Here is a 22,421-nt window from a genome sequence, read left to right on the forward strand (position 1 = left end):
ATCCGAAGAATCAAACTTAAGTGCTTCGTTCGACTTGCATGTGTTAAGCACGCCGCCAGCGTTCATCCTGAGCCAGGATCAAACTCTCGTAAAAAATATTTTCCCTCACGCCTCAGCGTGAGTTAAAATCAAGTTTAATTCCGTTCAGGAAAACTACTAGCTTTCCTATCCCGTTATTACTGTTATATAGGTTGACTTCAACTTTCAAGTTGTCAGTCCGTTCTGAATTTTCTCTTAAAGAATCTTCAGGGTTGTTGTCTATTGTTCAGTTATCAAAGTTCTTTGTGTTGTCGTTTGCGACAGCTTTAATAGATTATCACATCTTTCGTCGCTTGTCAACAACTTTTTTATTTTTGTTGTTTCAGCGATGTGCGCTCGCTCGAAACAGCTTATCTAGAATATCATATTCATCGACATTTGTCAACAACTTTTTTCATTTCATATATTCCAGATTTTCGCTTGTGCCTCATGGACAGCGGTACTTCTCAGCCCTGTCTCACGCGACAGCTTGTATAATATAGCACAGCGAAAGCGGAATTGTCAATATTGTTTTTAATATTTATTCATTTTAGATAATTCAGACAATTTAGCTGCTGCAATAATTCGATTCTTATGCATATCTACAATTTCCATATACATTAAAAGCGGAGCACCTTTCGATGATCCGCTCAGTTTTTCTATAGATTATACATTTATTTACCGGCAAATACCAACATCGCCCTCTTAATGTCTTCTTTCATTGCATCCATTGCTTTCAGACGCAGTGCTGAATAGAAGTATGGCTGACCATCTTCTACCGATGCGATATATTCTGCCGCCGCATTACCTGCCGCCTTGTCCATATAAGTAAAGTAGTTGATCTTGCGCACACCTGCTGCAATTGCCTGATGGTAATCTTCTTCACTTACCCCTGAGCCACCGTGCATAACTACTGGGATGCCGTCTGCCTTTGCACGTACATCTTTTACAATATCAAAATTCAGCTTCGGCTCGGTCAGATAGATACCGTGTGTAGTTCCGAATGAACAAGCCAGTGCCGCGATGCCTGTTTTTGCCACAAAGTCTTTTGCCATATCAGGATCTGTGTAGATCTTAGCGTCATCTTCTTCACCTGGCGTACCTGCACCGAATTCACGTTTACCCATGCTTCCGATCTCAGCCTCTACATCTGCGCCGTAAGATGCTGCAAGTTTTACAGCTTCGCAGGTAGTCTTAACATTTTCCTCGTATGGAGTTGTAGATCCATCATACATGACTGCTGTGAATCCCATTTCCAGAGATCTCTTCAGATAATCCAGATCCTCGCCGTGATCCAGCATTACGCATACCGGAACTTTTGCTTTCTTAGCATGCTCTACCATGATAGGTCCGATCACATCAAGTGGACACAGACTCTCGTGACACTGTGCATGCATTATAATAGTAGGAAGTTCTACTTCCTCTGCTGCTGCAATTGCTGCGCAAAGGCTTTCAAGGTTCGGTGTATCAAATGCACCAATCGCAATCTTCTTGTCTTCTGCTGCCTGCAGTACTTCTTTTAATGTTGCTAACATTGTACACTTCCTCCTTATTTATCGTGATCTTCCATTTTCAGTACAACTTTGTATGTATCCGGACGCATCGCACATGCCATAGCTTCATCAAAGTCATTGTAATCATACACAGCTTCAATTAATGGTGTCGGATCAAATACGCCCTTGTTCATAATCTGTACTGCCTGCCAAAATGTCTTAACAGAACCATTCTGTGCACCCGTAATATTAACCTGTGTAGAGTGGATTGCTCCAAGATTAACTTCTACCGGCTTGTTCGGGTGCAGAGATGAGAACATTACTACGGTACCACATTTCGCTGTGCATTCAATTGCCTGAAGTGCAAGTGCAGGAACTGCTGTTGTATCGAATACAACCTTCGCACCCATTCCGCCTGTCAGCTTCTTAACCTCTGCCACAGCGTCTGTGTTCATTGGATCGATAACATCATTTGCGCCAAGCTCAAGTGCTTTATCTCTTCTTTCTTTCATTGGCTCAGACAGGATAACTCTTGCTCCTCTGAGATGTGCCAGCATTACATGCAACATACCCATTGTACCGCCGCCGATCACGAGTACGTCATCACCAAATTCAACATTGCTCTTGTTGATAGAGTTCAATACACAGGCAATCGGCTCTGTCAGTGCCAGCTTCTCATATGACACATGATCTTCGCAGATGTACAAATCAGATGCCTTTGCAGTGATGTACTGTGCAAATCCACCGAATCCTGAAATTCCATCCGGGTTCTGATATGCTGTTGTATGCGAGAAGTCCGGACATACATTTTCATATCCGTTCTTGCAGTAATAGCATTCATTACAGTTATCAATAATATATGTTACAACTTTCTGACCAACATGGAAACGATCTTTATTTACCGCACTTCCCATTTCGCAGATTTCTCCGGCATACTCATGTCCACCGATACGTGGATAGCTGAAGTTACAGTCTCCTTTAAAATCACGGACATCGTTTACACAGATTCCTGATGCATGAATCTTAACCAACACCTCATCTTCCTTCGGTACCGGAGTCGGGATCTCTGTCATTTTTACGTGTCCTGGTTCGCTCATTACAAGTGCTTTCATAATTACATGCTCCTTTCAGCAAATGCAAATTTTCTGATATTTAAAAACAATTTTTATCACAAAATTACTATAGCATATTCTCGTTTTCGTACTTACAATCCTTTTGCAGAATATTGCGCAATATTTCTGCACAAAATTTTAATCCATAACACCAGTTTACAACTTTATAAATGATATCCTTGCTGACAAGTTTCGATATTTTTCACAAACGTGGCAAAAAATATCTGCCCGCGAATGCCATCACCGGAGCAATCACATATGTAATTACCCATGCCCAAAAAAGAAACCGCCCAATAGCATTTTATACCAATCCACCTTATGCAGATGCCAACTACCACTGCATGGTCGAACGACTGTCACAAATCGCTGAAAAACGGGGATTTTGGTCATTAATCTCTGGGATAATGAAGCGTTTAACCGTATTTCCGAAAAACAAAGAACCGGAGGAACCACCTGATAATGCCGGAACTCCCGGTTCTGTATTTCTGTACATCGCATATGCACATTTTTAAATGTCAGTCATTTTCATTCCCAATTCTTGCCACCTATGGACTCATATGGATAGCACACTAACCAATCCACACGCCGCTTGCATTGAACCGATACCATCTGCCATCAATAACCTGCCAGCCGGTTACCATCACTCCGCTTCCGTTCATGTAGTACCATGCTCCACCGATTATCTGCCAACCCGTGGTCATTGCTCCGCTTCCATTCATATAGTACCATGCTCCACCGATTATCTGCCAACCCGTGGTCATTGCTCCGCTTTCGTTCATGTAGTACCATGTTCCACCGATTGCCTGCCAGCCTGTGGTCATTGCTCCGCTTCCGTTCATGTAGTACCATGCTCCACCGATTGCCTGCCAGCCGGTAGTCATCACTCCCTCTTTATCCATGTAATACCATGTTCCATCGACCTTCTGCCAACCGGTCGTTTTAACACCGTCTGCATCATAGTAATACCATTTTCCATCACTTGCCTGCCAGCCGGTTACTTTCGTCTGCTGTTTCTGAACCACATAATTCCCGTTCTTATAAACAGCCTGATATCCATCGGCAATATCATCTTTTATGTATTCATACGCATACGGTGAGAAAGTACCACCCTTTACAGTATATCCGGGATTACCATTACCCCAGGACCATTCATCGAAATCAACATATCCAAAATAACCGCCTGAAATCGTTATCTGCTGAGTTGTGCCGATATAAACGGCGTTCTCCTCATCCCCTCCATCAAATCTTCCTGACGCAATTTCCAGGTCAGCAAAATTTTCCAGATAACTCTTAAAAGAATATTTTCCAAAATCAAGTTTCACATGATATCCATAGGACAGAGAAATAACTTCCGGATAATCATCTGTCAGGTTAAACACAATATTTTCATTCTGATTAATATCTTTTAAGGCATGATCGATATCTACATAAGTTTTACCATTTGCAATTACGTTTTTTTTCGAATCATCTACAGAAACTTTACGATAATACCAGTCCGAATCATGTACCACTATTTCATTTTCTGAACAGCAGCTCACCACAAAACCACGTGAGGTAAACCTGCACTTTTCTGTAATAGTATACACGCCTACATCAGATACGCTCGTAGCTCCGTCAAAAGAACCGGAAATGATATTACAGTTCTTCGGTAATTCAATTTCCCCTTTCACTGTGCAATCACCAGCATCAATATCCATCGACAGATTCCAGGTGTTAATACGGGAAATTCCGCGATCCGTATCTTCCACAATATATAAGGTACTTCCATCTTCCACACCATAGGTAGCTCTTGCAGATGAAGCATACAATTGTCCATTTACTTTATATGGTAATTTTGTAGTGGTCTCAAGCACATACTGCCCGTCCTCATATTCTCTGCACCATTGATCCGGTTTTTCAAAACGTTCCAAAATATCTCTGGCGTCTCTGTCCATTGTCAAATTGTCATCCAGAACCACATAATTTTTATATGTGGAAAGACTGTTTTGAATAAAAAATCCGCTCGCATAATGACCATCAACCAGTTCTATCTCGGATTCATCTCCCATCCATATCCATCCAGAATATGTATAGTCTCCAGTACGAATTTTCCAGTGCTCTCCATCCGGTACATCAATCCGTTCACTGCTGTCCTCCTGCAGATACAGCGTAGCTCCATCTGTCATAGCCGCCACTGCATCACTCAGTGATTCATACGTCGTTTCCACATTATCCGCAGTGATAACTTTTGCTGCCATCTGTGCTGCATAGACATGGTTTCCCGGCAAAATCCATAACATGCATGCCAGGATAGCAGTGAAAATAATATACTTGCTCTTTTCCTGTTTCATGAAATTTTCTCCTCCTGTGTATTATGTATAATCATATCATTTTCTTCCTAATAATATCAACCTCTTTCGATCCGTTGCTAATAAACACACCTTTTCAGAAAAATTATCCTTCTATCTTTTTCTGTTTGTCTGTTAGCTTTAATGGATCATAGTTGTAAACTGGTAATCTATCATAGAAAATGTCTTTATTGCCTCTTTTACATTTTCTTTCATTGCTGCAAAGGCGGCTGCTCTGGCTGATGAATAGAATACCGGTTTACCCTTTTCTACCGACTCTACATACTCTTCTGTCGCAGTTCCACCCGCTTTGTCCATGTATGTGAAATAGTTGATCTTGCGCACACCTGCTTTGATTGCTTTGTGGAAGTCTTCTTTGCTCACACCCGATCCGCCGTGCATGACTACCGGAACTCCTTCTGTCTTCTCACGCACGCCGCTTACAATATCAAAATTCAGCTTTGGTTCCGTCAGATAAATACCGTGTGTAGTTCCAAATGAGCATGCCAGTGCGTCAATACCTGTCTGCTCTACAAATTCTTTCGCCATATCCGGATCTGTATAAATCTTCTGGTTATCTTCTTCGCCGGGTTTACCACTTCCAAATTCACGCTTGCCCATACTTCCAAGCTCAGCTTCTACATTTGCGCCATATTTTTCAGCAAGTTCTACTGCCCTTTTTGTAGTTGCAAGATTCTCTTCATAAGGATGTACGGAACCGTCATACATTACCGAAGTGAATCCCATATCCAATGCGCGTTTCAGATAATCCAGATCCTCGCCATGATCCAGATGTACACATACCGGAACAGATGCCCTTGCTGCATAATCCAGCATAATTGGTCCGATAATATCTAATGAAATCAGTTCCTCATGCATCTGACAATGCTGAACAATAACCGGTCTTTCCAGTTCCTCTGCACTTTCAATTGCCGCACGCAGTGCTTCCAGATTCGGCGTATTAAATGCTCCGATTGCGATTCCCTGTTGTTCAGCAATCATCATTACATCATTCAATGTTACTAACATAAACTTACCCTCCTGCAAATTCAAGAATTAATCCGTAATCTTAAGTACTACCTTGTATGTATCCGGACGCATCGCACATGCCATAGCCTGATCGAAATCATGATAATCATACACATCCTCAATGATCGGCGTCGGATCAAACACGCCTCTGTTCAACATCTTCACCGCCTGCCAGAATGTCTTAACTGTTCCGTTCTGTGCGCCTGTAATATTTTTCTGTGTAGAATGGATTGCGCCAAGATTAATCTCTACCGGTTTGTTCGGATGCAGGGACGAGAACATTACCATCGTTCCACATTTCGCTGTGCAGCCCAGTGCCTGTAATGCAATTGCAGGAATAGCTGTCGTGTTAAATACGATCTTTGCTCCAAGTCCGTCTGTCAACCTCTTCACTTCTTCTGCCACATCAACCTTGGTCGGATCGATGACCGCATTTGCTCCCAGTTCCAGTGCTTTCTTTCTACGCTCTTCCACCGGCTCTGACAGAATAACATTCGCGCCCTTCATATGCGCCAGCATGACATGAAGCATGCCCATAGTTCCGCCACCGATAACCAGCACATCATCACCAAACTCTACATTTGCATTATTAATAGAATTGATAACGCATGCAACCGGTTCTACCACTGCCAGTTTTTCAAATGGTACATTATCATCTGCGATATACAGATCTTCTGCTTTAGCAACAACAAACTGGCCAAAACCACAGAAGCCAGAGATGCCATCCGGATTCTTATATGTAATACTGTTCAATGAATCCGGGCACACATTTTCGAATCCATTTTTGCAGTAGTAACACTCTTTACAGTTATCAACTACATAAGTAACAACTCTCTGTCCCACATGAAAACGGTTCTTATTCACTTCCGAACCAATTTCATAGATCTCACCCGCAAACTCATGTCCACCGATACGCGGATAAGAATAATCACATTCTCCCTTAAAATCCCTCACATCATTAATGCAGATTCCGGCTGCACGAACACGTACCAACACCTCATCCGGTTTCATCTCCGGCATCGGTAATTCTGTCATTTTCACATTGCCCGGTTCGTTCATCACAAGTGCTTTCATAATTACATACTCCTTCCCAAAATGTATAAATCTACAGGTACCATAGTCAATATCATATTCTCACTATAGCACAGGCACTCGCGAAATGCGTATCAGTTAATTTCCGAAAATAGCGCAATAATCCTACACGTTTTTTCGTTTGCAATCATTGTAATCATAACACACAGATAAAAAAAGGTCACCACAAAGGTGACCTTTCAAACTTATTGATTTGATACTTTCATGAGTAATATACCTGGATTAGAATCCTGTCAATCGGAAGAACATCAATTCATTTGCCGACTCGTCATTTCGCTTCTGTGTCAGCAGGATTAAAAGAGAACCGTCATCTAACAGCTGCATATCTTCCAGCCATGGAGCGTCTTTATTTCCTTCATCCTCTAATATTTGTATGAATCCTCCTTTGTTGCTTCTATATAAACAACATTCCTGGATTCGTCTGCTGTCTTTCCTTATCCGCTTACTGCACTTCCACAAGTTCAATTTTGAAATTCAGTTCTTTACCGGCCATTTCATGGTTCATATCTAAGGTGATTGTAGCATCATCTTTCGCAACTACTTTAACCGGGAATGGCTGTCCCATTTCATTATAAAGGTACACCTGCTGCCCTACTTCCAGATTCTCAGATCCGGCAAGCTGCTCGATTTCAAATGTCAGAACTGCACTTGGATCCGGCATGCCATATGCTTCTTCCGGCATCAAGTGTATATCGAGTATCTCTCCCACTTCCATATTCACAACTGCCGCATCAAAACCCCTGATCATCATACCCGCACCACAGATAAACTCAAGCGGTTCTCCCCGGTCATATGAAGAATCAAATTTAGAACCGTCATTAAATGTACCTGTGTAATGAACTTTGCAGGTCTTTCCCGCATTTTTCCCTTCTAAAATAATACGGGGAGCTCCGCAGCCGCCACCGCAGCCACCGCAGCCACCACTACAGCTGCACTCGTCTTCATCGTGCCCATGATCATGATGATCACAATTAACTCCTGCTGAAGTAAGTTCTCCCCTTATATATGCTTCTGCAACCACATCGGCATTTCCCCTCGTTCCGGACACTACTTCAATCCCAGCTTCTGAAAGTGCATGATTTGCGCCATCTCCGATCCCGCCACAAAGAACAACATCAACTCCCAATTCTCCAATAAAAGTCGCCAGTGCATCATGTCCGGCTCCATTCGCTGCAACCACTTCCATGTGAACTACTTTTCCAGCTTCTACTTCGTATACTTTAAACTGCTCTGTGTGCCCAAAATGCTGAAATACTTCTCCATTATCATATGTTACTGCAATTTTCATGTTTATTCCCTCCAACTATTATTGTTTACATTTTATATTGTTTTTTGTATGTATTACTTTTCTTGTTGCCTCATGATTTCCGCTAACATCGACAGTAGCTTATCCATCTGGATTGGCTTTGCGATATGACCATTCATTCCAGCCGCAATAGCATCTCTCTTATCTTCTTCAAATGCATTTGCTGTCATTGCAACGATCGGTATACATGCTTTATCTCTATCTGGCAGGCGTCTGATTGCCTGCGTTGCTTTATAACCGTCCATTTTAGGCATCTGGATATCCATGAGGATCATATCATATGTTCCAACCGGCATTTCCATTATCCTGTTTACACACTGAATGCCATCCTCCACACGATCTATCTTAAGGCCGGCATGCTTAAGTATCGCCCCTGCAATCTCTGCATTCAAATCATTGTCCTCTGCCAGAAGGATATTCCTGCCTTCAAGGATTTCACTTCCTGTCTCTGAGCTTTCAACGTGTTTTTTTACATAATAGCTTTCATCTGCTATCCTGTGCTTTAATGTAACTGTAAAGGTGCTGCCTTTTCCAAGTTCACTCTCTACATTTATTGTTCCTCCCAACAGATCAACATATTTCTTGACGATTGACATTCCAAGTCCGGTTCCTGCAATTTTGCTCTTTGTAGTATTCCGCTCACGTGTAAATGCCTCGAAAATATTAGTCATATACTCCGGACTCATACCAATTCCGCTATCGCTCACCCGGATCTTTTCTATCATGTATCCAGGTTCATCGCAAGGTAATTCAGCTACATCTACCATAACAGAACCACCGGATGGAGTGTATTTCATGGCATTGCTCAGGATGTTGACAAATATTTCTTTTACCTTTGTAGTATCTGTCAGTACATGCTCATGCTCTACATTCATCGCGTAATGAAGCGTAATATTCTTTTTCCTTGCTTTCACATCAAACACAGCAAGCAAGGATTTCCAGACATCTTCAATCTGGCAGTAATTCTCATCAAGTTCCATCCTTCCGCTCTCAATCTGGGCTATATCCAGTACATTATTTATGATTGACAGAAGAAGCTCTCCAGACTGTTGCAGTTTTTCCAAATGTACTAAAGTTTCAGGCATTTCTTTTCCATTTAGTTCATTCTCCATAAGCTGTGCATAGCCCAGAATTACATTCATAGGAGTACGGATGTCATGGGACATATTGTTAAGGAAACGGGTCTTTGCCAGACTCGCCTCCTCCGCTTTTTTCAGAGCGATCTCCAACTTGTCATTTAGCTTTTGTGTATCATTTGCTGCAAGCTTTGCGACAGCTTCCGCTTTTCTCGCCTTCCGTAAAAGTACAAGGATAATACCAATGATGCTGAGTACAAAGAATCCTGCCGTAACAAAAAAAGCAAGCACATTGTCTTTTACAAAGTCCAAAAATGTTACTTTATCTGCTGTGCTGTCATAAATAGCAAGTGCACTTGTAAGCATGTCAGATGGCATGGCCTTTAAGGTTTTATTCAATATCGATAAAAGAGTCCCCTCTCCACCGCTTACTGCAAAGCACGCTTCCATTGTTTTTGTAAGTGGAACACTCTTGAAATCTCGATTGTTATCATATATCATCGCCTGACTTGCTCCCATGAGGAAACAATCTGCTTTTTCATGAATGACCATATCTGCAGCATCCTCAAGCGAATCACAATCTACAAGCTTCCATTGGGGATAACTAAAAGCAATATGCTGTTTTAAGGCATATTTTTCCTTTGGCACAGCTACAGTATACACCTTATTCTCATCAAATTTTTCGTCATCAGTTACCGCCATCAGGCTGTAGGTCCAGGCTGTGTTCGTAAATGTATATCCTTTCTTTTCTGCAAGATCAGGATTTTTGCCGACATAAAAAATCATGTCAATTTCATGATCCTGCAGTGCCTGAAGCATTTCATCGTAATTATCATATTCCTGGATATTAAATTTCAGTGTCTGATTTCCCAGACAGTCTTTGGCATAGGAGAAATATTCTGATAACATACCCGTAAGTTGTCCAGTTTCTTCGTCCATGGAAAAGATTGCCGGATCATTGTTCATAAATCCTATACGGATATCACCATGTTCTTCCAGCCATGCCTTTTCTCCGCCTGTAAGGCTCTGGTTATAATCAAGCGTAAAATACTTCTTATACAGGTCTGCCTTAAAAAAAGGACTATCTTGTTCCAGCTGACGCATAGCATAATCCAGCTCCGTCTTGATGTCACTGCGCTCTTTATTTATTGCAAAATATATGCCTGACTTACCAATGGTAGTAACAGATGATATTCCCTGTTCAGACCAGATAGATTCCTCCAAAGATACAAAACAGTCGATCTCATGATTCGCTAATTTCTTTTCGACATCATCATTATTATCCACATTTACATGTTCTGTCTGTATGCCATTCTTGTCTTCCCATTCTGTCAGCATGATTTCTGGTTCTGTGCCCATGAGCACACCTACACGTTTCCCATCCATAAACTTGAAATCAGACGTTCCAATATCTATATTTGACAAATCAGCATAAAGAATATATTTTTCCTCACCCATCGGTTCATCCGAAAAAAACATCTTTTGAGCACGTTCATCAGTATAAGAGATGTCTCCCATGACATCAATCTCACCGTTTTCAAGCTTATCAAAGCAGTTGGACCAGTCACATTTCACGTACTCAAATTCCCATCCGGTATAGCCTGCCAAAGCCTGCATGAGTTCGTAACCATATCCTCGTCTTACACCGTTTTTATCGGCATAATTGAAGGTATCCTCAAATGAACCGACACGGATAATCTTCTGTTCCGTTGTCTGCGCTTCATCATTATTCTTTTCAGCAGCCAGGCAGTGTACTGACAACATCATCCATATTCCAAAAACTACCAATATACATACAAATAGTACGGCTGATTTTTTTCTGCTTTTGTCCATTTTTCTTTTCTCCACAAATTACCAGGTTACTACACGACACAAATCTAAAGAAAAAATGCACTGCCTTTTCAGACAATGCATCTTAAGCATTGCAGCTGGCTGTCATTTTACAGACCCTATAGCTTTGCGTCTCAGCCTTTCGACTGATTTGCCGATGAATCCTTTCTTTGTATCATATTATAGATATTTCATCATTGTTGGCACAAGAATGTTCATATCAACAGGTTTTGCAACATGAGCATTCATTCCAACAGAAAGAACCTTTTGTGTATCTTCTGCGAAAGCATTGGCAGTTATCGCAATAATTGGGATACTGGCTTTTTTCGTATCCTTCATCTTTCGGATGATCGATGTAGCGTCATATCCATTCATAACCGGCATCTGAATATCCATAAGAATCATCTTGTAATAATCAGCATCAGCCTTTTCAATCATATCAATGCATGCAACACCATCATCTGCAGTCTCAACTACACATCCTTCTTCCGTCAATAGTTCTCTTGCAATTTCTGAATTGATCTCATTATCTTCGACTAATAAGATTCGAACACCGTTCAAGCAGCTTTTCTCGCACAGATTACTATTTTTCTTCACCAGAGAATCGGCTCCTGACGCTTTTCTGCAAGGAATAGTTACTGTAAATGTGGAACCTTTCCCCTGCTTACTTTTCACTTCTATTGTGCCATCCATGAGTTCTACAAGCTTTTTCGTAATGCCCATTCCGATGCCGCTGCCCTCAATATGACTGTATGTAGAGTTACGTTCTCTTTCAAAGTCTTCAAAAATGTGCTTTTGGAATTCTTCAGACATACCAATTCCATTATCGGTAATGGTGATGATCATATTACACCAATCTTCTTTTTCACAGGATTCCTGTACAACGTTACAGGTAATCTTGCCTCCTGTATTTGTATACTTTACAGCATTACTTATAATGTTGAAACAGATCTCTGACAGGTGCGGTGCATCCATATATACATACGGATACATGATTTGTTCTGTCAAAGCGAGCGTCTGATTTTTACTTTCCGCCTGTTGTTGGAACATAATGACACAATTTTCAACGCACTCATGGACATTTGAAACCGTGTATTCCATTTCAACCTTATTATTTTCAATTCTTGCAAGATCCAAAACATTACCAAGCATCGACAAAAGTTCTTTTCCGCATATTTGAATTTCTTCAAGATATCTGCCAAGTTTATCTGTTTCCTGCAAATGTCTGGACGCCAGTTCTGCATAGCCAATGATTGCATTCATAGGAGTTCTGATATCATGAGACATATTATACAGAAATGACGATTTTGCTTTATTTGCACATTCTGCTTTTAATTTTGCTTCCCGCAATTCTTCCTCCTGTTTTAATTCCCGCAGTTTTTCATCTGTCACATCTCGATTTGCAAACAGCACGGATGTAACATTTCCATTGTTATCATAACTCTGCGGAACAACCATAGAAAGAAACCATGAGCCATCCTTCTTTTTGAATTCAGAAGACATAGATTCTTTATTATGAAGACGCGCCGCCATGGTTTCTATATCAAAAAAATCTATATACTTCTGTACAAACGGTTCTGCTATAATATCTTCGATAATCTTGAACTGAGGATCCCAATCTGCGCTATTATCTTTAATATCCAAATCTCTCTTCCTGGATCTTTTGACAAGTTCGATCTTCTTTGTTTTTAAATTCAGCCTCGAGATATGATAATAGGCAGTGCCTAATGCTTGAAGTGCCTGCCGGGTTTTCTTCACCTGTTTCCCCAATGTGACAGGGAACTCTTCACCGTCCATCTGTTCCAGATCTGGTGTTGACTGATGCAGATGCTGAACTAACCATTTCCCATTCGTCCACTTATAGATAATCGTAAATCTTGTTGCCATTTTAAAACAGCTTGAACCATCTTTAAACAGACCAGTAAAATCTACTGTTCCATGTGCAAGAACATGGTCATCATCAAGCCGTTCTTCTTCCTGATATAAATTTTGTACTTCAATTCTGATTTTGCCTCTTCGTTTTACATCAAATTCAAATGATTCTAAAAACTCATGCAGATTCCTGTAAATCTCGTGTTTCCCAGTTCCAATCAGACTGATATTTTCATCAAAGTAATTCTCTATACCAAAATCATTTACTGATTCGGCATTAATATATATTTTCAAAAGTTGCTCTGTGAGTTTTTTGAAATCATCCATACGGTTCCCTCATGCTTAAATGACTTTAAGTTTTTTGTTTTATCATATCATAGCACCATATTGTTCCACAATCATTTTTTCAAGACATATGTCCATGACCATATTTCCAAAGAAGAAAAATAATATATTTGATGGCTTGCTATCCCTGATACCTTATTCTTTCAACCAGCGTTTCCTTTTTCAGATTACTGCTTAAAACGAGGGAAAGCACAATCTGCAAAAGACCGACCAAAAAAATCATAATAAAAATTGGTACGATTGGAACATGATAGATATTCATTCCAAATATTCCATTATGTTTTGCATAGGAAAAAAGTGCATAGCCGAGCGGCAGACCAATGATCAAAGCTACGCATATGGTACCAACCGTAAACATCAGTCCCTGTAACTGCAGGCATAAATTTAATTGTTTATTTGTCATACCCACAGCCTGTAATATACCATATTCCTGCTTTTTTGTCGTAATATTCATGATCATGGTATTCGCCATATTCATAAACCCGATGAGTCCTACAATAGCCATAAACAGATAACAGCCAAGCTTCATCATGCTGCTTGCAAATTCGGCAGATTGTAACTGCGCATGATAAGTATCCATTTTTATATGCGAAGTATTAGAAATCAAAGTATTCAGACTTTGTTCTACAGATGCCACATCTTTTTTATCACAGTCCACCCACAGGTAGCCATAGGCTGTTCCTCTCGGATTCATGGAACGATATACACCTTCCGGAATGACAAGATAAGTGTCCGCACTTACAAAAGATCCTGCAATCTTTCCCTGATAGGTATAGGTTCCACTTCCATTCTCAAAGTCAAATGCAATGGATTCACCCGGAGCATATCCATCTTGTTCCATCCACGTTGACCAGCCAAAGAAAATATCACCATTCTTTACCGCCTGATCATAGTCCATAGAGCCAATATCCCCTTCTTGGCGCATAAAATCAAAATCCTTTTTACTCACAATATCAGCCGGAAATCTTGTTCCGTTCAGATTTACAGAGACAATCTCTCTCGTCATGACATCTGTTACTCCCGGAATGCTTTTGATTTCTTCAATCAGCGAATCATTCAATGGATCATCCGTCAGAATCGTATCCAGATTATTCTCCGGATATCTTTCATCATACTCAGCAGAATAGTCAAGCTGCAGTTCAAATTGTCCATGATTAACGGAAAGACGTGCTTCATGCTCCGTGTCAATATTTCCCAGATAATTAGAGATAATCACAAACAATACGCAAGAAAAACCCATTGTGAGGATAGTACCAATAGTTCTTTTGGGATTACCCGTTACATTTGCCATTGCCATAGAAAACACGGTGACATTTTTTCTGCCATTTCGTTTTCCTTTTTTTTGTGTTTCTGCATTTTCTAAATACCGTGTTGCTTCGATAGGTGAAATCCGTGAAACAATTTTCATTGGTTTACGCAGTGCCAAAGCAACGGTAAGAAATGATACGAAAATACAGAGAAGCATAACAGGCAGGGAAAACAGAGGCACCTGCTGATTTTGAACTCCCATAGAGCCAGTTCCGGTTGATACAAGGTTCCCCTGTTCTACCAGCCAGTTAAAACCGCATTTTGCAATCAGAAAGCCAAAAAGCAATCCAACTGGTATTGAAAAAAATGTCAAAAAAATGCCCTCTCTGAAGATCAGTTGTTTCATCTGCTTTTTTGTCGCTCCCAGAGCCTTGATTTTTCCATACTCTTGTATCTTGTTGGCAATACCGACCTGAAAAATATTATAAATGACCACAACAGAGAAAAGTACAATTGCAAGAATCAAAACCCCGCATACCGCAATCGTTTCATAACTCGGCTGCAAGACCCATTGCAAATAGAGATCATTGACTATAACGTTTTTTTCTTCGATCCCACAAGCTGCTGCAATCTGCTTTATAACCGAATCAATATTATTCATAGATACATTTGCAGAATCATTTAAAGTAAAATAAATATTATACTGTCTGTCATTCTCTGCGACGTGCTCATCATAAAACTCCTGTGACCCGAAAGCAACATAAGATGCCTCGATGGTATACTCATCCCGATCATATAGGATTCCGCTGACAACAAATTCTTCCGGCTTATATTCTGACTGCATCCCTGCGCGGTAATCCAGTGTAACCGTATCTCCGATCTTTACATCACCATACCCCATTGCACAAAAAAATGCTCTTCCTGCGGCAATTTCCTGCATTTTTTCCGGATACTTTCCTTCCTTCAACTCATATTCTTTATTATAAGGAAGCATTTTTCTTGCAGTCTCATCCATGCAGACAAACCCGCCTTTTTCATTGCCTTTTATGATACCTTCGGTGCATATAGTGCCTGTAGCATCTATTTCCGCACGGCGGTTTACTTCTTTTAACTGCGATCCGTCTGCTGCGACAAACAAACCATAATTGCTTCCATATGAGCCTGCCGCCTGACTTTTCTGTAAACGGATCATTCCATTTCCCACAGTACTGATAATCACAAGCAGCATCGTAGTCAGACATATGGACATCATAATCAGTATACTTCTTGTCTTGTTCTTTTTGTCATTGCTATATGCAATCCTGCTTATTGTCTTCATCTGAAATCCACCACCTGTCCATCCTCAATTACCAGAATACGATCAGCGACCTGTGCAATTTCGTCATCATGGGTAATCATTACAATTGTCTGTCCATATTTTTTTGCTGTCATCTTAAGCAGGGCGATTACCTCATCACTGGTCTTAGAATCAAGATTTCCTGTCGGCTCATCTGCAAATATAATTTCCGGACGATTCACCAGTGCTCTTGCAATTGCTACTCTCTGCTGCTGTCCTCCGGATAACTGATTTGGCAGATTATAAATCCGGTTTTCAATCCCCAGAGTTGCAATGATATCATTTACATACGCTTCATCCACTTTTCTTCCATCCAGCCCCAGTGGCAGTACAATATTTTCCCAGACATTAACAGATGAAACCAGATTAAATGCCTGAAAAACAAATCCGATTTTTCTTCTGCGGAAAACAGCAAGGGCATCTTCCTTCATCCTGTATAAATCTTTCCCGGCTAAAGTAACACTGCCTTTTGTAGGGGTGTCAAGCCCTCCAAGCATATGAAGTAATGTACTTTTACCGGAACCTGACTTTCCAACAATTGCGACAAATTCTCCCTGCTCAATCTGAATGTCCACCTGGTTGACCGCTTTGACCTGATTCTCACCTGTGCCATAAAACTTACAAAGCCGCTTGGTTTCTAATATCACACTCATGTGTTGCCTCCTTTTTAATTCTGTAAAGTTTACCTTTTCAACCTACATCCAAATTGTATCAGGACAATCTTTCATTTCACTTTCAAAAAACGAGCAGAAGTCTTACAGAATTGTAAGATATCTGCTCACTTAAAATTTAACCATCATATGGTAATTGAATCACAAACGTGCTTCCTTTTTTCTTTTTGCCGGAGGTTACCGTGATCGTACCTCCGTGTTTTTCGATAATTTCTCTCGATAGAAAAAGTCCGATTCCTGTACCACTCTTTTCCATGACCTCCCGGGAACTTCCTCTGTAAAATCGTTGAAAAATTTTGTGATACTCATTCTGCGGAATACCAATTCCCTGATCCTCAATTTCCATTCTTACAAAATCGTTTCTTTTTTGTAACCGGATAAATATTTTTGAACCACCCGGACTGTACTTGATCGCATTATCCAGAACGTTGATCACCGCTTCACCAAGCCACCTTTTATCCTGCATAATCGTGCATGTTTCCATCTCTTTTTCATATTCAAAAACAAATTCCATTTCTTTCTCATCCGCTTTGGGATAAATACAGTTCACAGCAGATATGACAGTATCCATAAGCGGAAGTTTTTTCTTATTAATCTGAATCAGTCCAGTTTCCATCTTGGATATTTCAAGAAGCGACTGCAATAATGTCTCCAGTCCATCCAGAGCACTCCGACAACGAATACGAAACTCCTCCTGTTCTGTGGCACTTAAGTCATTCTGCATCAGCACACTAAAACATGTATCCAAAGCTGCAACCGGTGTCTTTAACTGGTGAGAGATATCAGAAACCATTTCTTTCGTGCTCTCTTTTTCTGCCCTTGCTTCTTCCTTTAGCAACTGAATATGATGTCCGATTGCTTCAAGCTGGTCATTCAATTTTTCCAGTTCTGCGTGATTTTCCGTTTTCAGTAAATCATCAAATTTATTTTCACGGAATCTGATCAGAATTTCTTCTAACTGGTCTAAAATTTTCTGATGACACGCATCTTCTGTCTTCTTCCGATAAAGTAAAAAAGTCAAAAGAAGCACGCATATCACAGTGCTTACAGCACCGGTCACCATAACCTGATGCCGAAATTGCAAATAAAATGCATTCCCTTTATTTCCCCAGTATCCATATTGCTCCAATAATCGCCTTCCCTGTTCGTTGGTTTCAATATCCTTATCCTTAAGCAATTCCGAAACAGCATCCAGCCCGGAAAATTCTTCCTTTGCAGCAATCTCTGTCATAAGATTCATTTTATATTTATAATCTTCATAAAACACATATGTGGTAAAGCAATTTAATATTGCAAACAATACTATGACAGGCAAAACCAAGGAGAGCGCTACTGTGATCTTCTTGCGATATCTCTTTGTCACTGCCTTACCTCCTGATTCCATATATACCCAAGACCTCTGATATTCTTTATATAGATCGGTGCAGCCGGATTGTCTTCGATTTTCTCACGGAGTCTTCTGATATTGACAGCGATTGTATTTTCATCCACAAAATCCCCTTCCAGATCAAACACATTTTCCAATATTTGTGTTTTTGAAAGAATCTTTTTCGGATTCTGAAGAAAAAAAGTCAGCATTTTCAACTCCGTTTTTGTCAGACTGATTTCACGACTCTTTATCAGGACTTTCATTTCTCCTGCGATAAATACGATATCTCCCGAAATCATCTTTCCGGCTTCCGTTTTCTCCTGTCTGCGGCGGAAATGTGCTTCTATTTTCAAAAGAAGTACCGAAAGACTAAACGGCTTTGTAATATAATCATCTGCCCCTGCTTCATATCCCATAACCTGATCCATCTCCTGGTCTAGTGCTGTAAGGCAAATAATGTATGTATTATAATTGCATCTCATCCACCTTACAAATTCCAGTCCATTCCCATCCGGAAGATTCACATCACAAATGATAACATCCACATTATTATCACTTGCAATTCTTTTCGCTTTTTTCACTGATTCTGCTGAAAAAACCTCATATCCGGATTTTTTCAGTGAGAATGTAATTCCACGATTTAAATTTTCATCATCTTCAACCACGAGTATATCTGGCATAGCATATGCACCTCTCTTTATTCTATAATCAACATTTTCTTTCACAAATTATATCCAAAAACATACCTTGAGCAATAATTTGTACTATCCTCGTAACCATCTACAGATATCAACCACTTGCACTCCTTTGTAATCATAAGTTTCATGGTGTGTTCTTGCAATTATCATCTTAGGATATGCGTCTCTTATTGCAAGCAAAGGCGAATATTCTCTTTCAAATGTTTTTTCATCTGAAATATTATCGCTTACCTGAATATATATTTGAGCTTCACGTTTTTTAGCTACAAAATCCACTTCCTTTTTATAGAGTTTTCCCACATATACCTCATATCCTCTCCTACGCAACTCCAGATAAACAATATTTTCGTAAACTCTTCCAAAGTCCATGTTTCGTGTACCATTGATTGCATAACGAAATGATGTATCACAAAGATAATATTTACTATTATTTGCCAGATATTTTTTCCCTTTTAAATCATACCGTTTTGCCTCATAGAACAAAAATGCATTTTCTAAATAACCAATGTATTTTGACACCGTCTTTCTGGTTATCTCGCTCTGGTCATTTTTTAAAGTTTTGCTGATATTATTAGGCGAAAGTAAATTACCGATGTTATCCATCATGAATTCCGATATGTTGGTGAACTCTGATTTATTTCTTACCTTATACTTTTCAACCAAATCTCTGATAAGAATGGTTGAATACACATCTCTAACGTAATCATACTGTCTGTCCTCAGTCTTATATACATAAGATCCCGGCATACCACCGGTGCGTACATACTGATCAAATGCTTCATCATACCTGTCTGTAATACCATAATAAGTTAGATATTCCGCAAAAGAAAATGGATATACTTTTATTTCCATCGTTCTTCCGGTAAAAAGTGTTGCCAAATCTGAACTTAACAAAAATGCGTTTGAACCGGTAATATAAATATCATAAATTCCTTTTGTATAAATACTATTAATTGCAAGTTCAAACTGCGGGCACAACTGAACCTCATCAATCAGTAAAACATTAGTCATTCCCTCTTTGTACTGATCCAGGATATACTTATGCAATGCATGATATTCCAATAAATGATCAAGCTCTAATTCCTGAGGTTTATCATAACAATATTTACCGCTTCCTCTAATGACTTCAGGTAAGAGACAAACTCTTGCAGCAATACCGATTTACCGCTTCGTCTGATGCCCGTAATTACTTTTATATCCGGTGTCCCATACAATTCAATCAATTCATTTAAATACTCTTTTCTTACAATAAGCTGCATGCAACCATCTCCTATTCCCACTTTTTAAATAATTTTTATTTTTCGGTAATATATTTAATAAACTGATATTATCACACTCTATGCCTTCTGTCATTATTCTATTCCCACTTTTTTAAAATTATTCATTTTTTGGTATTAGTTTTTAATTTTGATCCCCTACACATTTCCCACACTTAAAATCAGCTTTTTTGTAAACACTTTTCCAATAGAAAAAACGGAAACTATTGCTTCCATCTTTACCATCAGACGTCGTTGTTGTAAAATTTGCAACAACTGAATTTCTGTTCAATTCTGATTGAACCTCTTGGTGTCAGGCACTATTAAGTTTCTGGAATATACTTTTTCAAGTCAGCTTTTATTTCAAATACCCTAAAATTTTTATTCGTATTTTTTGCCTACTCATTTCTTTTTTTGTTCTTACCGGATCATATAAATGCAATCTCCAATAATTCCGCTGCAACCTGATGATTCCTGATCCGCATTAAATTATCCCAAACATCCACTTTCCCAAGAAGATGCATACCACCATGCCACACGATTTCATCGTCAATAACAGCAAAGCATTCCGATAAATATTTCCATCGCAGTCCTTCCTTAACTATAAATATTTTATAAATTGATAATTTTTATTTTGCACCCGATTTCACAGCGACTTAATCAATTGATTTTTTTGCAACCAAAACACATTCCGAAAGCGGTTTACCTTTTACCAAGGTTACCCCTACAACACAAAAGCCTTTGTTACCGACATATTCTTTCAGTTCCTCTCTTTGCCACTTATGATAGGTCTTGAACCCGGCTTTTTCCATAAGCCATATCGGCAATTTGGGATAGCCCCTTTCATAAACAAAGGTAGGAGCAAACAAAATTCCGTCCTTTTTCAAAACTCTGTGAATTTCTTTTAATGCTTTCTCTGGCTGTGGCATAATATGTAAAGCATTTGCAATCACGACAACACTAAATTTTTCATCTTCATAAGTCAAATTCGTTGCGTCCTGCACACAAAATCGGAGCTGTTCGCATTTGTGTTCGCCTTGATTGCGTTTTTCAGCTTCTTTTATCATATTTTCCGAGTAATCTGTTGCTTCCCACGAGCCGGATTTTCCTGCCATTAAAAAGGTAATCTGTCCCGTTCCGCAAGCCAATTCCAAGACAGACTTCTCACTGTCTATATACTGTTCTGACAGTTTGCAGATTTGCCCATAAACGGTATCGTTTTTCGACATAAATGCAGTATATATTCTTGCCATTCTTTCCCAAAATCCTTTATTTGTGTTATCTGTCATAGAATTGTCCTCCGTTTCCCTGATTACTTTTCGCAAAGCGGACTCATATTACTCTAATCCATGTTCCTCATTTCCTTTTTGTTGCAGATAAAACATCGCTTTCTGCGTTTCAATCTCTGCTTTGTTGCATATCCTCATCAACTTTTAAACTTGTATTTTCCTTTTCCGTATCCGGATACCGGTTCAATAATATCCGCCTGCACTATATTTGAAAGAAGTTTTGACGCACTCAAATTTTTTAAACCCAGCAATTCAGTAACTGCACTTCTTCCGAATACTTCATCATATCCAAATTTTTCAAACATTCTACGGATATGAACTGCTGTTTTAATAGCGAAATCTTTTCCCTTTTCTAAAAGCACACTTTCAATGTCTACTTTTGTCCATCTGTTGCAGCACCTCCTTTACTCGACAAAATGGAATTTGTTATTATCTTATATATCCTTTATTTATATTTAAAATTAGTATTGATACTATTATTGTTACAATTAAAGTTATACAACAACTTAACAAACTATAATTAAATACAAATATTGCAGATAGCCCATTTATTAAACAGTGAGTTAATATACAAGGAAATACACCTTTCGATACCTTTCTTATTGTTGCCAAAGCATAGCATAAGGTTAAACACATTATTCCAAAAAGAAAATAGTTCATATTTGCATTTGCTGTTCCTATTATAAAAAATATTGGTAAATGCCATAACCACCAAATAATAGAAGTAAAGATTGTTGCTATATGAAATCCAAATTTCTTTTCCAATTCAGGTTGTAAAATCATTCTCCATCCAACTTCTTCATTTCCACCACCAAATAACATCATTGGTAAAATTACTATAAGCATAAATATAGGAGCACCAAATTCAAATCCATTTATTGCACACCCCAAAACATAATAAATCAATACAAATAAAATTATTAAAACATAAGTCCAAATATTATGTTTTATATCAAATATCTTTTTTAACCATTCTTTTAAATTCTTAACTTTGTTATTTCTCTTTAGTGATATATAAGAGGCAATAGTTGGAGAGAATCCCCCAATAATGTGC

15 protein-coding genes, 1 rRNA gene, 1 pseudogene and 1 riboswitch are annotated in these 22,421 nt (G+C 39.3%); all 17 genes and pseudogenes read right to left on the minus strand.

All coding sequences use genetic code 11. From position 1 onward, the window contains the following. Nucleotides 1-94, minus strand: a 16S ribosomal RNA gene (locus DXA18_RS14295); the annotation flags it as partial. 598 nt (nucleotides 95-692) lie between these two features. After that, entirely contained in the window at nucleotides 693-1,553 is an 861-nt protein-coding gene (locus tag DXA18_RS14300; RefSeq protein ID WP_118384468.1) for a class II fructose-bisphosphate aldolase, read from the minus strand. 14 nt (nucleotides 1,554-1,567) lie between these two features. Beyond that, nucleotides 1,568-2,623: a zinc-dependent alcohol dehydrogenase gene (locus DXA18_RS14305; protein WP_118384469.1), complete on the minus strand. Its 1,056-nt coding sequence runs from the start codon at nucleotides 2,621-2,623 to the stop codon at nucleotides 1,568-1,570. Nucleotides 2,624-3,192: 569 nt separating this feature from the next. After that, nucleotides 3,193-4,953, minus strand: a complete 1,761-nt coding sequence (locus tag DXA18_RS16245; RefSeq protein WP_243007147.1) for a hypothetical protein — start codon at nucleotides 4,951-4,953, stop codon at nucleotides 3,193-3,195. Nucleotides 4,954-5,091: 138 nt separating this feature from the next. Beyond that, nucleotides 5,092-5,979, minus strand: a complete 888-nt coding sequence (locus DXA18_RS14315) for a class II fructose-bisphosphate aldolase (protein ID WP_118384470.1) — start codon at nucleotides 5,977-5,979, stop codon at nucleotides 5,092-5,094. A gap of 27 nt (nucleotides 5,980-6,006) precedes the next feature. Then, nucleotides 6,007-7,053 carry a zinc-dependent alcohol dehydrogenase gene (locus DXA18_RS14320; RefSeq protein ID WP_118384471.1) on the minus strand — a complete coding sequence of 349 codons (1,047 nt, stop codon included), beginning with the start codon at nucleotides 7,051-7,053 and terminating at the stop codon, nucleotides 6,007-6,009. 460 nt (nucleotides 7,054-7,513) lie between these two features. Beyond that, on the minus strand, nucleotides 7,514-8,359 hold the full coding sequence (locus DXA18_RS14330; RefSeq protein WP_118384473.1) for an FKBP-type peptidyl-prolyl cis-trans isomerase: 846 nt from the start codon (nucleotides 8,357-8,359) through the stop codon (nucleotides 7,514-7,516). 53 nt (nucleotides 8,360-8,412) lie between these two features. Then, nucleotides 8,413-11,286: a transporter substrate-binding domain-containing protein gene (locus DXA18_RS14335; protein ID WP_118384474.1), complete on the minus strand. Its 2,874-nt coding sequence runs from the start codon at nucleotides 11,284-11,286 to the stop codon at nucleotides 8,413-8,415. An 87-nt stretch (nucleotides 11,287-11,373) separates the two neighbouring features. Continuing rightward, nucleotides 11,374-11,449: riboswitch (cyclic di-GMP riboswitch) on the minus strand. Between the two features lie 14 nt (nucleotides 11,450-11,463). Next, nucleotides 11,464-13,482, minus strand: a complete 2,019-nt coding sequence (locus DXA18_RS14340) for an ATP-binding protein (protein WP_118384475.1) — start codon at nucleotides 13,480-13,482, stop codon at nucleotides 11,464-11,466. 139 nt (nucleotides 13,483-13,621) lie between these two features. Beyond that, nucleotides 13,622-16,066: an ABC transporter permease gene (locus tag DXA18_RS14345; RefSeq protein WP_118384476.1), complete on the minus strand. Its 2,445-nt coding sequence runs from the start codon at nucleotides 16,064-16,066 to the stop codon at nucleotides 13,622-13,624. Beyond that, the gene (locus DXA18_RS14350) at nucleotides 16,063-16,737 is read right to left on the minus strand and encodes an ABC transporter ATP-binding protein (protein ID WP_118384477.1); all 675 of its coding nucleotides are present in this window, start codon (nucleotides 16,735-16,737) and stop codon (nucleotides 16,063-16,065) included. Before DXA18_RS14350 ends, DXA18_RS14345 begins: the two co-directional genes overlap by 4 nt. A 136-nt stretch (nucleotides 16,738-16,873) precedes the next feature. After that, on the minus strand, nucleotides 16,874-18,139 hold the full coding sequence (locus DXA18_RS14355) for a sensor histidine kinase (protein WP_118384478.1): 1,266 nt from the start codon (nucleotides 18,137-18,139) through the stop codon (nucleotides 16,874-16,876). Then, a complete protein-coding gene (locus DXA18_RS14360; RefSeq protein WP_118384481.1) occupies nucleotides 18,115-18,804 on the minus strand; it encodes a response regulator transcription factor in 690 nt (229 codons plus the stop codon). The genes DXA18_RS14355 and DXA18_RS14360 overlap by 25 nt, the downstream gene beginning before the upstream one ends. Before the next feature lie 84 nt (nucleotides 18,805-18,888). Then, nucleotides 18,889-20,081 (minus strand): annotated as a pseudogene (locus DXA18_RS14365) (ATP-binding protein). Between the two features lie 653 nt (nucleotides 20,082-20,734). Then, complete coding sequence (locus DXA18_RS14375) at nucleotides 20,735-21,367, minus strand: class I SAM-dependent methyltransferase (RefSeq protein ID WP_118384479.1); 633 nt, start codon at nucleotides 21,365-21,367, stop codon at nucleotides 20,735-20,737. A gap of 137 nt (nucleotides 21,368-21,504) precedes the next feature. Next, nucleotides 21,505-21,729, minus strand: coding sequence for a hypothetical protein (locus DXA18_RS14380; RefSeq protein WP_243007148.1), 225 nt, complete (start codon nucleotides 21,727-21,729; stop codon nucleotides 21,505-21,507). Between the two features lie 67 nt (nucleotides 21,730-21,796). After that, nucleotides 21,797-22,421, minus strand: a 625-nt coding sequence (locus DXA18_RS14385; protein WP_147345611.1) for a CPBP family intramembrane glutamic endopeptidase, incomplete at its 5' end; no start/stop codon positions are given.

The organism is Dorea sp. AM58-8 (assembly GCF_003464045.1).
Lineage (GTDB): Bacteria > Bacillota > Clostridia > Lachnospirales > Lachnospiraceae > Claveliimonas > Claveliimonas ammoniilytica.

What these genes read in the sequence shown, in the direction of transcription:
- DXA18_RS14300 (WP_118384468.1), bottom strand. Translation starts at nt 1,553, where the DNA reads ATGTTAGCAACATTAAAAGAAGTACTGCAGGCAGCAGAAGACAAGAAG.
- DXA18_RS14305 (WP_118384469.1), bottom strand. Translation starts at nt 2,623, where the DNA reads ATGAAAGCACTTGTAATGAGCGAACCAGGACACGTAAAAATGACAGAG.
- DXA18_RS16245 (WP_243007147.1), bottom strand. Translation starts at nt 4,953, where the DNA reads ATGAAACAGGAAAAGAGCAAGTATATTATTTTCACTGCTATCCTGGCA.
- DXA18_RS14315 (WP_118384470.1), bottom strand. Translation starts at nt 5,979, where the DNA reads ATGTTAGTAACATTGAATGATGTAATGATGATTGCTGAACAACAGGGA.
- DXA18_RS14320 (WP_118384471.1), bottom strand. Translation starts at nt 7,053, where the DNA reads ATGAAAGCACTTGTGATGAACGAACCGGGCAATGTGAAAATGACAGAA.
- DXA18_RS14330 (WP_118384473.1), bottom strand. Translation starts at nt 8,359, where the DNA reads ATGAAAATTGCAGTAACATATGATAATGGAGAAGTATTTCAGCATTTT.
- DXA18_RS14335 (WP_118384474.1), bottom strand. Translation starts at nt 11,286, where the DNA reads ATGGACAAAAGCAGAAAAAAATCAGCCGTACTATTTGTATGTATATTG.
- DXA18_RS14340 (WP_118384475.1), bottom strand. Translation starts at nt 13,482, where the DNA reads ATGGATGATTTCAAAAAACTCACAGAGCAACTTTTGAAAATATATATT.
- DXA18_RS14345 (WP_118384476.1), bottom strand. Translation starts at nt 16,066, where the DNA reads ATGAAGACAATAAGCAGGATTGCATATAGCAATGACAAAAAGAACAAG.
- DXA18_RS14350 (WP_118384477.1), bottom strand. Translation starts at nt 16,737, where the DNA reads ATGAGTGTGATATTAGAAACCAAGCGGCTTTGTAAGTTTTATGGCACA.
- DXA18_RS14355 (WP_118384478.1), bottom strand. Translation starts at nt 18,139, where the DNA reads ATGGAATCAGGAGGTAAGGCAGTGACAAAGAGATATCGCAAGAAGATC.
- DXA18_RS14360 (WP_118384481.1), bottom strand. Translation starts at nt 18,804, where the DNA reads ATGCCAGATATACTCGTGGTTGAAGATGATGAAAATTTAAATCGTGGA.
- DXA18_RS14375 (WP_118384479.1), bottom strand. Translation starts at nt 21,367, where the DNA reads ATGACAGATAACACAAATAAAGGATTTTGGGAAAGAATGGCAAGAATA.